8 protein-coding genes are annotated in these 14,600 nt (G+C 42.6%); all 8 read left to right on the top strand.

Going from position 1 to position 14,600, the window contains the following annotated elements:
• The first annotated feature begins 184 nt into the window (after positions 1 to 184).
• The 8 genes from BUB08_RS04125 (at position 185) to BUB08_RS04085 (ending at position 14,599) form a co-directional block, all read left to right on the top strand.
• Complete coding sequence (locus BUB08_RS04125; protein ID WP_072999206.1) at positions 185 to 3,382, top strand: SusC/RagA family TonB-linked outer membrane protein; 3,198 nt, start codon at positions 185 to 187, stop codon at positions 3,380 to 3,382.
• 18 nt (positions 3,383 to 3,400) lie between these two features.
• On the top strand, positions 3,401 to 4,846 hold the full coding sequence (locus BUB08_RS04120; protein ID WP_072999204.1) for a SusD/RagB family nutrient-binding outer membrane lipoprotein: 1,446 nt from the start codon (positions 3,401 to 3,403) through the stop codon (positions 4,844 to 4,846).
• A 36-nt stretch (positions 4,847 to 4,882) separates the two neighbouring features.
• Positions 4,883 to 5,689, top strand: coding sequence for a hypothetical protein (locus tag BUB08_RS04115; protein ID WP_072999203.1), 807 nt, complete (start codon positions 4,883 to 4,885; stop codon positions 5,687 to 5,689).
• A gap of 1,021 nt (positions 5,690 to 6,710) precedes the next feature.
• Entirely contained in the window at positions 6,711 to 9,689 is a 2,979-nt protein-coding gene (locus BUB08_RS04105) for a SusC/RagA family TonB-linked outer membrane protein (protein ID WP_072999199.1), read from the top strand.
• A gap of 34 nt (positions 9,690 to 9,723) precedes the next feature.
• Complete coding sequence (locus BUB08_RS04100) at positions 9,724 to 11,157, top strand: RagB/SusD family nutrient uptake outer membrane protein (RefSeq protein ID WP_175549943.1); 1,434 nt, start codon at positions 9,724 to 9,726, stop codon at positions 11,155 to 11,157.
• 27 nt (positions 11,158 to 11,184) lie between these two features.
• Positions 11,185 to 12,060 (top strand): Calx-beta domain-containing protein, encoded by an 876-nt coding sequence (locus BUB08_RS04095; protein ID WP_072999195.1) that lies wholly within the window; start codon positions 11,185 to 11,187, stop codon positions 12,058 to 12,060.
• 29 nt (positions 12,061 to 12,089) lie between these two features.
• Positions 12,090 to 13,787: a hypothetical protein gene (locus BUB08_RS04090; protein ID WP_072999193.1), complete on the top strand. Its 1,698-nt coding sequence runs from the start codon at positions 12,090 to 12,092 to the stop codon at positions 13,785 to 13,787.
• A 143-nt stretch (positions 13,788 to 13,930) separates the two neighbouring features.
• Positions 13,931 to 14,599 carry a hypothetical protein gene (locus BUB08_RS04085; protein ID WP_072999192.1) on the top strand — a complete coding sequence of 223 codons (669 nt, stop codon included), beginning with the start codon at positions 13,931 to 13,933 and terminating at the stop codon, positions 14,597 to 14,599.
• Position 14,600: the final 1 nt, after the last annotated feature.

The following is a 14,600-nucleotide window of genomic DNA, read 5'->3' as shown; positions in this document are numbered from 1 at the left end:
CGAAAGTCGATTTTATTTAGAGGGATTCACTTACCGGGAGATTTTAACAACTACCGGGTTTTACGAACACTTTTTCACACAAACAACTTACAGGACAATCATTTTTGGGGAGAAATGATAAAAGCAACAACAAAAAGAAGAACTTAATTTTTAGCTGTTTAATTAATAACTTAAAACTATTTCTATGAAAAAGATTGCGTTTTATTTCTCGATTCTCCTTTTCATGGGACTTTCGGCAGTCAACGCTCAAACGAGGATAATTACCGGCAAGGTAACCTCGGGCGAGGACGACATGCCAATCCCGGGAGTTTCGATTCTGGTACAAGGAACCACCCTCGGGTCCGTCACCGACATAGACGGTAATTACTCACTTCAGGTTCCTGAAAGTGCCCAGGTTCTGGTGTTTTCATTTGTAGGAATGTCAACACAAGATGTCGCCATCAACGGAAGAGCAGTCATCAACGTTGTACTTCAACCACAATCAATCGGGGTTGATGAGGTTGTTGTTACTGCATTAGGTATCAGAAAAGACAAAAAAGCCCTCGGATACTCCGTCCAAGCAATAGCAGAAGAAGACCTGGTGCGCACCGGCAACTCCAATCTACTCGGAGCAATGCAAGGAAAAATTGCCGGAGTAGACATTAAACCATCAAGCGGCATGCCGGGTGCATCATCACAATTAGTAATCAGGGGAGCCCGATCGTTTACCGGAAACAACACCCCTCTTTATGTTGTAGATGGCATGCCCATCGCATCAACTTCCCCGTACTCTACCGGAAGCAGTGTCACAGGAGCAGATGTTGCCAACCGCGCCTTAGATATTAATCCGGCAGACATTGAGAGCATCGACATTCTCAAAGGCCAGTCAGCCGCCGCACTTTACGGAATTCGCGCCTCAAACGGCGTAATTTTAATAACAACAAAAAGCGGCCGCGGAATGGCAGTCGGGAAACCGGTTGTTACAATTAACCACAATAGCAGTTTCGACGTGGTTTCTCGCACTCCAGACTACCAAACAACATGGGCTCAGGGCAGTTACGGAGTGTATTCGCCTACTGCTTCTTTTTCCTGGGGACCAAAAATCAGCGAGCTTCCCAACGATCCTGCACGAGGCGGTAACACAGACAACCAATACACTGCAGAGTGGGGAAAACAAGAAGGAAAATTTTACGTACCACAGCTAGCTCAGGCGGGCCTGAATCCATGGAAAACCCCTCAGGTTTATAACAGCTGGGATGACTATTTTCAAACAGGATACACAAATTCGAATAATATAAATGTATCACAGGCCACCAAGGAAGGAAATTTCGCATTAGGACTTAGCGTCACCGATCAAAGCGGGATTGCTTTATCTACCGGAATGACACGCTATAACGCCAAAGCTGCAGGCGAAAGAAATCTGAATAAGAATTTCAAAGTAGGTTATAGCGCTAACTATTCCAAAAGTAATATTGACAAACTATCCGGTGCTAACGACGGTTCATTAACAGGTGTACTTGCTGCCCCACGCAGCTACGACCTAAAAGGAACCCCATATCATTATCCGGGAAACCCCTACAGACAGATATATTTTCGTGGAGGCTCATTCGACAACTCATATTGGATTCCCGACAACAATACTTTTAACGAAAAAAACGAACGTTTCTTTGGGAATGGCTATGTTAATTTCATTACAACCCTGAGCGACGGAATGAACCTTAGCTTGCGCTACCAGGCAGGTACAGATACATACACAACACATCTTCAGGATATTTTCGGTTATGGAAGCCGCGGAAACTCAAAAGGTGTAATTGACAATTACGGAACTACTTACGCCTTGTTCAACTCAACCGCAACAGCCAATTTCGACTGGATCATCAACGACGAAATGGAATTCAACGCCATGCTGGGTAACGAACTCAATCACAGCACATCCAAAACCTATAGCCAAACAGGTACTGATTTCAATTTTGGCGGCTGGAACCACATTGGAAATGCCAATATCGTTACCGGAAATGAATCCCAAAACTCTTACCGCGACGTAGGCGTATTTGGCAGTTTATCTTTCTCCTGGAGATCGATGCTGTTTTTGAATGCAACAGGAAGAAACGATATTGTTTCGCAAATGCCGCGTGGAAATCGTTCTTTCTTTTACCCTTCAGTATCTCTAGGATTTGTATTAACAGAACTGGAATCTGTTAAAAATGCGGAATGGCTTTCATTTGCAAAAATCAGAGCATCCTACGCAGAAGTAGGACAAGCCGGGCGCTATTATCAAAACTATTACGCCACACCTTCCTACGGTGGTGGGTTCTGGCTTTCAGATCCTGTACAATACCCCATCGAAGGCATAAATTCTTATGTACCGAATACCACACAATACGACCCGAATCTAAAACCACAGAACACACAGTCATACGAACTGGGTGCAGATTTGAAATTTTTCAACAACAGGTTCGGCATCGACTACACATATTCACAACAGGAAGTTACAGATCAGATTTTCGCAGTTCCGCTTGCCGGCTCAACCGGTGCTTCATCCCTCGTAATGAACGGCGGGGCAGTTAAAACTGAATCTCACGAAATTATGATGTACATCACCCCTGTTAGAACCAGAGACTTCCAGTGGGACATGAGCTTCAATTTTGCTTCTGTTAAAAACAACGTAATTGAATTGGCCGAAGGCGTTGAAAGCATCTTCCTTGGTGGTTTTGTAACACCCCAGGTTCGAGCAGGCATCGGGAATACCTATCCTGTAATATACGGGGTATCTTTTGCAAAGGACGATGCCGGTAATATTATCGTTGAAGACAATCCGGGAGCATGGAATCATGGTATGCCAAAAACAGGAGAACCTGGCGTAATCGGAGAAGTTTCTCCCGATTTCATTTTGGGAGCCACCAACACCTTCTCTTACAAAAACGTTTCGTTAAGTGCTGTTTTTGAATGGAAGAACGGCGGCGAAATGTACTCAGGCTCCAACGGACTAATCGACCTTTACGGAGTATCAAAAGTCACTGAAGACAGGCAATCTACATTTATTTTTAAAGGTGTGAAACCAGACGGAACACCGAATGACATCGTCAGAGGTGGAGCAACTGATCCCGACGCATTGCAGGATCTATACACCAATGTACTTTCCAACATCGATGAATACTACATTCACGAGAACTCATTCGTCAAATTGCGCGAATTGTCTTTGAGATACAAATTTGCCAAACCGATATACAAAACACTGAACGTTGGAGTTTCTCTTTACTCAAGAAACATATTGCTTTGGACTGCTTTACGCAATCTGGATCCGGAAACTTCTCAGGGGAACAATAATATGGGTGGCTCTTTTGAACGGTTTTCGTTGCCGCAAACCACCAGCTATGGATTTGGCTTTGATATAACATTCTAATTTTAAAAAGTAAAAATTATGAGAAAGATATTAAATATTCTGTTGACCAGCCTGCTGTTTTTTGGAGCCTGGTCGTGTTCAGAAGATATCATGGATGACATCAACAAAAATGTCAACGATCCTACCGATGTGGGTTCTCACCTAATCATAACCGACGCGATAGTAACTTCTGCATTCAGCATTACCGGAAGCGATTTGGCATTTTATGCTTCAGTATACATTGAACACAATGTGGGCATCTGGAACCAAAGCTATAACGCAGAAATCCGGTCTGGTGAACCTACAAGCGCTACCACTTACAATAATTCATGGAATTCGATTTATCAGAATTTATACAATTTAAAAATCATTATCGATAAATGTTCCGAGGGTGGCGCTGAAGAAGGAAATTACCACACATTAGGAATTGCACAAGTTCTTACAGCCCATAACCTGGCCACTCTTACCGATTTAATGGGCGATGTACCATGGACCGAAGCACTCCAGCCAGGCATCATTTATAAACCCATCCTTGACAGCCAGGAATCGATTTACACAGAAGTAAAAAGATTGCTTGATGACGCAATTGCAAACTTTGGAAAAGAAAGCGATTTTGCCGCGCTAGGAACCCAGGATTTTATTTACGAAGGAGACATTGAAATGTGGCAGAAATTTGCATATGGATTAAAAGCACGTTACGCAATGCGATTATCTCTAAAAACTCCTGCATACAATGACGTAATTAGCTTTGCAGACAACTCTTTTAAATCGAGCGACGAACAAGCCCAGTTCAATTACAATGGAAGCACTTCAATTAGTCCATTTTTCAAGTTCTTCACAGACAGAGACTATTTTGGTGCCAGCAACAGTCTACACGAAAAACTGGCTGACAGAAACGATCCTAGGGATGAAATATTTTGGAAAATCAACCCGAAAGGCGATGAATTCATGTTTGCCCCTAACGGAACACCGGTTCAGGTTCAGGGAACTTACGCCGTTTCAGCAATTAGCAATTCAACAGCACCCACGTATTTGATGAGTTACCACGAGATTGAATTCCTGAAAGCCGAAGCCTACGTAAGGTTAAACAAACTAGACGAAGCAGAAGATGCACTAAAAAATGCACTTATCGCTGCGTTCCAAAAAGACAACATTGGACTTACCGAAGAAGATGCGGAAACTTACTTTACCGATGAGGTTTTGCCCAAGTTCGGAATAAATCCACTTTCTGAAGTAATGAACCAGAAATACATCGCGTTTTTTGAAGAAGAAGCCGTGGAGGCATACTGCGACTACCGCCGTCTTACTGCAATGGGAAACAATGTAATAAAGTTAGACAACCCAAAGAATGCAGCAAATCAGTTTCCGCAGAGATTCACCTACGGAAACAGCGATGTAACCACCAACGAAAACGTACGAAACGCATACGGAAACGGCGAATATATTTACAGCGAAAAGGTATGGTGGGCTGGTGGCACCAGGTAGTAAAAAAGGTACAATCAAAAATTAATTTAAAGAGATATGAAAAAAATTAAAATATTTGGACTTATCGCTATTCTGGCTCTCGCCTTTGCTTCTTGTGAAACAAAGGTCGAAGACCCTGCAGGTCCTCGCGACAAAGGGGTAATCCCGGAAATAAAGGATTTGAAACCGGCCGTATACGACTCCAACGATCTGGAAAATACATTTATTCAATTTACAGTTGGAGCAGAAGACTCACGTATAAGCGAAGTTATTGTAGTTGCCTCCTACAACGGAGACAACAAAAGGACTGAGGTTGCCAGATTAAGCAGCTTCCCGTCGGTTGTTAACTTACCTTTATCGGAAGTAGCTTCAAAAATGGGAATGGAATTAATGTCCATCAAAGCAGCAGATGTCATCACAATAGAATTAATAACCGTCCAGGGAAGCGAATCCTATTTCTCTTCTGCAGCATTTAGAGCAGGAGTAGTTTGCGGATATGATGTTAATATTGCAACGGGCAGCTTCCATGCGGTAAGCGAAGGCTGGGGACTTGACGGCAATGTTACCATCACTTCAGATCCGGAAAATGAATTCATTTTATATGTATCCGGCCTGGCTGCCATCGAAGGACTTAACGAAACAGGTTCTCTTAAAATGGTAGTAAATGAAGATAACTTTTCAATTATTGCCGAAAAATCAGTACTAGCTCCTGATGTTGCCCCATGGGGGTTGCCATATACAGGATACAACTATCAGGGATTTGGAGAACTCAACACCTGCGACGGAACCTATACAATGACATTCACTATCGGTATCGACCAAGGAAGTTGGGGAGCTTTTGATTTTGTCTTTACAAAAAATTAAAAGTGAGCTAAACATAAAATTGAATTACGATAACGCTAACTCATAAGTTGCGCAGATGAAAATACCGGGGTAAAATCCCCGGTATTTTTATTATACACTCGGCATCACACCACGCCATCAAAAAAAAAAAAAAAAATTCCCGTTTTCTATTTTCAGCAACAAGAATTTTAAAGCGCAAATAAAACAAGCTCTTCCTTCAATCAAATCAATAGAAAGAGACTGAAACATCAAAACAAAAACAGCCACACGAACAACACCCACCCCACACATTTCACCTCTTTCAAAACACCAATACCTGATTTCAAAAAATCATTAACAATAAAATAGCAATGCGGGTTCTCAATCTTTCCCTGAACAAAAACGGAATACACGACAATAATCTCCCTTAAAAACAGACGACGAAAAACCAGCATTAACGTTCCACTTTTTTTTTGAGAACAAAAAACATGATTTATCGCATTTGCCACTAAGCATTATTTTATTTTTTTAACATTTTTTTAAGGCTGATTATATATTTATTTATATTTGAGGAATATTTGATAAAACTAATCATAATTATGAACCATAAGTTGATTATTGAAAGAAGAAACATAAAAGAAGTAAAAGACAAAGGCTATCCATCAACTAACACAGAACCATTTTCATAAGGAAGATTTTTATTTAATATAGAATTAAGAATCGGGATAATTCAGCATACATTTTGAAAGATATCTAAGCCAGGAGGAACTCACTCTTCTTATTTTTACAATTACCCTTCGTAGATTTTACATCTCCTCCTGGCGTTTTTGAAACTTTCAATTTAATGTAAAAAATACAGTATTCATTTCAGATTACCTTTTGAAAATCGATTCTTTTTATAAATTTGCGCCTACTGGGTAATTTTAACATATTTTAGTTATTATGAACATATTTTATGATACATTTTTACAGACCATTATTTTTGGGGAAAAAGTAATGCGCGTAAACATATAATAAAGACTTAATTTTTAGCTGTTTAATTAATAATTTTAAAACTATTTCTATGAAGAAGATTGCGTTTTTTTTATCGATTCTCCTTTTCATGGGAACGCAAGCATTAAACGCCCAGACGAAGGTGATAACCGGTAAGGTTACTTCGGCTGAGGACGACATGCCAATCCCGGGAGTTTCGATTTCGGTACAGGGTACTACACTAGGTACTGTTTCCGATATGGATGGTAACTACTCTTTACAGGTACCAGAAAATGCCAAAATTTTGGTATTCTCGTTTGTGGGAATGAAAATGGAGGAAGTTGCTATTGGTAATCAAACTTCAGTAAACGTACAATTGCAATCAGAAACGATTGGCGTTGGTGAAGTAATTGTTACGGCTTACGGTACAACTAACAGAGAAGCCAAAACCGGTGCAGTAGGGACAGTTACCGGCGCACAAATTGCCGAAGCTCCCGTTGTTTCGGTAGACAAGGCTCTGAACGGAAAAATCGCCGGTGTTTCGGTAACATCCAATTCAGGTCAGCCGGGCGCACACTCTGATATCCGTATCCGCGGAACATCATCGATTAACGCAGGCAACAATCCATTATGGGTAGTTGACGGTATTCCGGTAGTTACTGGCAATGCTAACGACTTTTTGAACACAGGTAACGCTTTGGCTTCGTTAAACCCTAACGATATCGAAAGCATAACTGTGCTGAAAGATGCTGCTGCAGCTTCTATTTACGGAAGCCGCGCTGCCAACGGTGTAGTTCTTATTACTACAAAAAGCGGAAAAGACGGAAAAACCAGTTTTACCGCACGTGCAAAATTTGGTACGTCGTGGCTGGCAAACGACAACGACTTCGGGATTATGAGCGCGGATCAGCTCCTTCAATACCAAAGGGATGCTATTGTCAACGCAGGCAAAAACCCTGACGATCCGATGGACAGTTACTACCGTCCCAAAGAATTACTGAGCCGTCCGCTTACCAACTGGATGGATCATATGACACGTTACGGAACAATTCAGGAATATGAAGTTAACGCAACCGGCAGTAACGCCAAAGGGAAATATTACACCTCGCTAAACTACAACAATACCGACGGGGTATTTTATGGTGTAGGTTTAGATAAAATCACAGGGCGACTCAATGCAGATTACAAACTGACAGATGCTCTGGAAAGCGGAGGCCGCGTAAACCTCTCTTATCTTGAAGGAATGGACGTACCAATGCAAAGTCTTTACTATTCGAACCCTGCTTTTGCCGGGATGACAATTTTGCCATGGACTCCTGCATACACCGACGAGGGTAAACACAATTGGGAAATTGCTGAAAACAGTAATCAAAACCCGAGAGCAACGGCAGAATACGATGATCAATGGGGTAAAAACTACCAGTTGATGGGAAATATCTATTTGCAATGGAAACCTCTAAAGCAGGTAACCATGAGAACTACCAACGCCATCGAAACCATTCATGGCGAAGGCCGCCGCTTCTGGTCAGCCGAAACAAGATCCTCGGGTGCAACGCTGCAAACAACCATGAGTAAATACCAGCGGCTGACAACATCCAACACCATCGAATACAAAGATGTATTGTTAAACGACCACAGTGTGCGTGTGTTGGCAGGACAAGAAGCAATGAAACACACGAGTTCATATCAGTACGTTTATGCTCCCGGCGTATCCATGGATATTCCTTATGTTCAGACAGGAACACCCGGATCCATTGAAGCAGAACAAGGGTACGGAGCTCGCACGCTGCTTTCATTTTTCGGAATGTTAGACTACAATTATTCCGACAAATATTTTTTACAGGCATCCATTCGTATGGACGGAAGTTCGCTTTTTGGCAGCAATACCCAATGGGGTACTTTCTATTCGGTAGGTGCATCCTGGAACATACACAACGAAGGTTTTATGGATGGACTTTCATTTGTTGACCTGTTAAAACTGCGCGGAAGTTACGGACTTAGCGGAAACAACAATATTAGCGCTTACAGAGCTTTCGGTGTTTATGCAAGTTCAGCATACAACGGAACAACAGGTATGCGCCCCTCGCGCCCCGAAAATCCAAACCTGTCGTGGGAAAAGAACAGTTCATGGAACCTTGGTCTTGATTTTACCCTCTTTGAAAACTTAGATGGTAATATCGATGTTTATAAGCGTAAAACTACCGATATGCTTCTGGATAAAAACGTACCGCAAACCACCGGTTTTTCTTCCAACTTCCTGAATATCGGATCGCTCGACAACAGGGGAATCGAACTTCAGTTGGATTATAAAATACTGAATACCCGCGACCTGGTTTGGAGTGTAGGTGGAAACATTTCTTTCAACAAAACCAAAATTCTGGAGCTGGGAGACAACGAAGAAATCGCTTATGCTGATGATGGTCGGTTACGCCATATAGTTGGCAAATCGCTTTTCACATATCGCTTGTTTGATTATGTTGGAGTTGACCCAACCAACGGCGAAGCTTTATGGCGCGACGATGCCGGAAACATCTCTAATGACTACAACAAAGCAGGCTACACTTATGACTATTCCCCGGAACCAAAATTCACAGGTGGTTTCAATACCGACCTTGCATGGAAAGGGTTTAGCCTTGGAGCTTTCTTTGAATTCAAAGGTGGCAACCATGTACTGCTGATTGAAAAACGTTATCTTTCATCAGACGGTGCATCAATGAACTTAAATCAGTTAAGAGAAGCAATGAACTACTGGAAAGAGCCGGGAGATACGGGAGTAAACCCAAAACCTGTTGCCGGAAACGGAACCAACAGCAACAGCTTCAGTTCTACCCGCTTCCTGCAGAAGGGCGACTATCTGCGTGTGAAAGACGTTACATTATCGTACAACCTCTCTTCAAAATTAGTTGAGAAAGCAAAAATTGGCGGGATGAAGTTTTATGTGAGCGCACAGAATATTTTTACTTTCCACGATGTGGACTGGTGGGATCCTGAACGCGGTACCGACGGTATCGGATACGGAATTTATCCTATGACTAAAGCAGTGACAGGTGGAATTGAACTGTCGTTTTAATCATAATCAGTTTAACACTTGAAAAACAATGAAAATGAAAAAATTACTCATATTAAGTTTTGTAGCAGCAACCCTGTTGTTTACGAATTGTACGGATTTTCTTACAGAGGAACCCGTTATGTCGCAAAGTACGGAACTTACTCTTGCCAGCTTCGACGGGTTGAACAATGCTACGTTTGGAGCCTATTCCCCGCTTGTTTCGGTAAACTGGTATGGAGCATCCTTTGTACTCGATGCTGAAATGCGCAGCGGTAACGGATACCGAGATGTAAATAAAAATTCGGGACGTTACACTGTACCTTACGACCTGAATTATACATCTACAGCTACCCCGGCTCTTTGGGGAACTGCCTATTATACGATTTCTGCGGTAAACAACGTGTTGGCAAACCTCGACGATAAAGCAGGAAAAGATGGCGTTACCCAGGAACAGGTGAACAACCTTAAGGCTGAATGTATGTTTTTGCGCGCATTTGCCCATTTCGACCTGGTACGTACATACGGCAAACAATACACTATTGATAAAACCGCGCTTGGGGTTCCTTACCTTTTTGTAACCGACCCTGCCGGGAAACCGGAACGCGACAATGTGGAAACCGTATATAACAACATCGAAAAAGATCTTACCGATGCAGAAAAACTCATTGCAGCCAACTACACCCGAGACGGAGTAGCCAACTCAAAATCGGTAGTTAGCAAATTGGCTATTCAGGCTCTGCTTTCACGCGTTTATTTGTACATGGGCGAATGGCAAAAAGCCGCCGACTACGCCACAACTGTAATTAACAGTGGTGAGTTTTCAATGTGGACAGCCGATAAATATGCCGCAGCTTTTAAAGAAGACACCCGCGAAGGAGGCGAAGTGATTTTTGAAGTTTACGGCTTAAAAAGCAATGAATATGACGGGTATTGGGATGGCATTAGTTACATGACGGATCCTGACGGGTACTCCGACTGTGCTGCCAGCAACGACCTGATATCTCTTTACGACGAAGGCGATGTAAGAGGAGAAATGTTTATGAATAATCCTGACAAAGCTCCAACTACTTACTGGACAACAAAATATGCAGGTAAAGACAAAGGGAATCCGGACGTGAGCAATACCATTGTACTCCGCCTGAGTGAAATGTACCTTAACCGTGCCGAAGCAATGTCGCGCGGGGCTTCTATAGCAGGAACTACACCAATGGCTGACATCAACACTATTCGTGAAAATCGTGGTGCTACTCCTTACGACAATCCGTCGCAAGTAGACGTTATGTTTGAGCGCCGCCTCGAACTCGCATGGGAAGGACACTTCTGGTACGACCTGGCTCGCACCGGCGGCAGCATTACCCGTACCCACTTCAGCGGTTCAGTAACCAACCAGAATGTACCATCAGACAGCAAATACTGGGCTCTACCAATTAATAAACGCGAGATGGATGTAAATGAAAATTTGGTTCAGAATCCCGGATACGACAATTGATAGATTAATGCGTAAAATAAAATAGAAATGAAAAAAATAACAATCTATATCAGCGTTTTAGCAGGCATTGTCCTTTTCTTCAGCGCGTGCGAACTGAATGATTATCCTAAATTCGACGATGCCGAGGCATTTGTAGCATTCAGTTCAGAAAATATGACGGTTACTGAAGATGCAGGCACACTGGAAATTCCGGTGCGGTTGACCTCGTTGTCGGGGTTATCGTCAACTGTTTCTTTTGATTTTATAGACAGTACTGCAGTAAAAGGCCGCGACTATAGCTTGAAAGGTGGTGCCTCGGTACTGAATTTCGACGGGAATGAAGCGGTACAAAATATTGAAGTCGATATTGTAAACCATAACGGAGTATTTACAGGCGATATGAAATTCGGTGTTCGCATTACCAGCTCTGGCAGCGTAAATGCCGGAAGCATCGATACCATGTGGGTAACCATTGCAGACCTCGACCACCCTCTGGCTTTTATTCTGGGTGAATTTACCGCTACTGCTACAAGTTATTTCAACGACAAAGAAGAATGGACAGTTACTCTGGACAAAGACATTTCAGACGTAAATAAAGTCTGGATAACCAACCTGGTAAATCGTGGCTCTAGCGCCAAATCTCCAGTCTACGGTATTGTCAACGAAGAACAAACAGAAATAAAAATTCCTGTTGGTCAGGTTACAGTTCTAAGTGATACGTATGATGTCCTTCTTAAAGGATTCTATGGGCCTGATGGTGAAACAGGAATCGAGGATGGCGGAGCAATTACCGGCTTAATCGATCCCGACGGAACCATTCACATTCAGGATGAATTTGGAAGTCAGGCTTTTACAAAAGGAACAACAAACTCTGCCGGCTGGTATAATATTTTCCAGGCTGACGCAGTGCTTGTTAAAAAATAAATTGATAACTGTAAATTAATTTCAAAGAAATGAAAAAATATTTTGCATATATAATAGCTTGCGTAATGCTTGTTGCCGCGGGGTGTACCGATTTTGGGGAGGAAACCCAATTGACCCTTCCTGGAGCTCCGGCAGTTGAGATTACCGGCATCACTCCCGGAGACAAAGGCGATGATGTTACATTCACAGTTAAACCTGCCGGAACAGCAGGTTACTACTCGTGGGTAATTATTGAATCCGAAAAGGTTGACACAACAATACTTGAAGCTCCTGACCGTGTTTTAAAACAACAAGTAACCGGAGTAAAAACAGGTATTACCGAGTATGCTAAAGCAGCCGAAACATCTGTTACTGTTGAAAAGCTTACTCCCTTTACCATATACCAGATTTATGCCGTTGCATCAAGCGTTGACGGAGTAGATGGGGAAGTTAAAAATGCTCAGTTCAGAACTCTGGACGACGGCAGCAAACCTACCCCGCAAAAAATAGCAGTTGCTGACACTACAGTTACGCTTACTTTCCACGAACCGTTAAACCTGGGAACAGGGAAGGTTTTTGTTTCTTACTTTGCTAAAAATACAGTTTCTGGCGACAAGCCGCTGGTGATTGAACCCGGATATGAAGAGTTCAATCCGCAGGATATTGAAATACCTGCAGAAGGCCTGTCTGTAAGCGGTAACGATTTAATGATTGAACTGCCCAATGCACCTGCTGGCGCTTATGCCAGTATTACTTACGAAGAAGGTGCTGTTCTCGACCTCGAAGGCAACGGAAGCAGCGCATACACAGCCAAAGCTGATACTTTAATCAGCGGCGCACCGTCGCGTGGGCTCACTACACGTGTAGCAGTAAAAGCATGGAATCTGCGCAGCGAATTTGAAGATCTCAATCCCGATACTGTAGCAACTTTTGCCGAATGGGAAGACTTGGTAATTCCTGCTTTGACCGACGAAGGAATTGTGGTAGCGAAAAAAGTAGCCGACGCAATCCCTACAGTTGTATACAAACAACCCGGGAAAGTAGTTACGCTGGATGTTGCAATGTGGGGTTTAATGAACGGCGTTCCCGTTTTCTTACTGCCCGAAGAACCTGCCCGTGGAGCAACTGTTGATATCGCCATACCGGCTAACGCATTCGAAGACGTTTATGGCAACACAAACATTGCTTTAGACATTCAGGACAACTACCTGTACAGCTACGGTTACACGCTGGACGATATAGTTGGTACCTACCGCCTTGACGGATATAATGCCAGCACCGGAGCACCAATCGTCGAAAATGATATTACTATTGTAGCAGACGAAGAAAGTGACGACGAAAACGCAGTGCTCATCAAAGGACTGGGCATGAATCTTTTCGGAATAGAAGAGACAACAGTTGCAGCAATTTTTGACCCGGTAGGCGGAACATTAACTGTTCCCGACTGGCAAGTTCTGGCAGTTGACTGGATACATCCGTCGGTAGGAACTCCTGCAGACATTTTTTTCTCTACTTATAACTCTCCGGCTATCATCTTTGCTGTACCGCAACCCGGCACAGTAACATCAGCCAACGATGTTTGGGGGTATTATTTAGCAAAAGATGAAACAGCATATGGAGCATTGAGATGGTATGATCCTTCATCCACTTTCGTCCGCACTGATTCAAAATCTGCAACCATCAGGGGGCAGGTTTTACCCGAAACAGATTTTCCTATACTGAAAGAGAAAAAAGTATTCAGTAAATAATCGCAAGATTTTTTTGACTATCCTATAAAAAGGGCGTTCTTTCCCGGACGCCCTTTTTTAATTCTCTAAACTCTAACAAAAAACCAAACAATTGTCTTAAAATAAATTGCAAATTTGTTTGATATTTATCAAAAATAAAGGTCATGAAACAGAAACTCATTTTCAGCATCGTCGCACTGTTCTGTGCATTTACAAGTCAGGCTCAAAGTGTAACAACAATGTGGCCCTACATCTATCCCGATTTTCAGGAAGGCACAGTTTATTTTAAAGATCACAAATCACTACAGGCACCACTTAACGTACACCTGGTAAAAAGTACGTTGCACTATCTGGAAAAAGACAAAATTAAAGAAGCTGACTCAGGCGATATCGAATCGGTACATATTGGAAGAACTCAATATTATGTATCCGATAAACAGTTGATGCATGTTATCAGCGGCGATAGCACAAAATTTCTGGCAGAACTGGTTGTGGCAGACTTCAGTGCAGCGAAAGAAAGCGGCGGCGCCTATGGTTCTTCGTCAAACGTACAGGCAACCCGCAAAGTAACATCAATGGATATTGGCGGTGTAAGCATCGTCAACCACATGGAGCTAAAAGAAAAAAAAGATGCCGGAACCCTCCTTCCGTTAACACGGAAATATTTTATTGTTGCTAACGGCAAAGAATACCCCGCAACGCGTAAAGGCATCGAATCGCAACTGGAACCAAACCAAAAGGCGGCGTTTAAACAATTTGTAAAACAGAATAAAATAAAGTGGAAACAACCCGACTCACTGGTGTTGCTTCTGAATTTCTTTAAAAACCATTAAT

The sequence above is a fragment of the Mariniphaga anaerophila genome (genome assembly GCF_900129025.1).
GTDB lineage: Bacteria > Bacteroidota > Bacteroidia > Bacteroidales > Prolixibacteraceae > Mariniphaga > Mariniphaga anaerophila.
The sequence above is the reverse complement of the archived record's forward strand: the minus strand, read 5'-3'. Positions and strand labels throughout refer to the sequence as shown.

Coding starts and splice junctions, on each gene's coding strand:
- BUB08_RS04125 (WP_072999206.1), top strand. CDS start 185: ATGAAAAAGATTGCGTTTTATTTCTCGATTCTCCTTTTCATGGGACTT.
- BUB08_RS04120 (WP_072999204.1), top strand. CDS start 3,401: ATGAGAAAGATATTAAATATTCTGTTGACCAGCCTGCTGTTTTTTGGA.
- BUB08_RS04115 (WP_072999203.1), top strand. CDS start 4,883: ATGAAAAAAATTAAAATATTTGGACTTATCGCTATTCTGGCTCTCGCC.
- BUB08_RS04105 (WP_072999199.1), top strand. CDS start 6,711: ATGAAGAAGATTGCGTTTTTTTTATCGATTCTCCTTTTCATGGGAACG.
- BUB08_RS04100 (WP_175549943.1), top strand. CDS start 9,724: ATGAAAAAATTACTCATATTAAGTTTTGTAGCAGCAACCCTGTTGTTT.
- BUB08_RS04095 (WP_072999195.1), top strand. CDS start 11,185: ATGAAAAAAATAACAATCTATATCAGCGTTTTAGCAGGCATTGTCCTT.
- BUB08_RS04090 (WP_072999193.1), top strand. CDS start 12,090: ATGAAAAAATATTTTGCATATATAATAGCTTGCGTAATGCTTGTTGCC.
- BUB08_RS04085 (WP_072999192.1), top strand. CDS start 13,931: ATGAAACAGAAACTCATTTTCAGCATCGTCGCACTGTTCTGTGCATTT.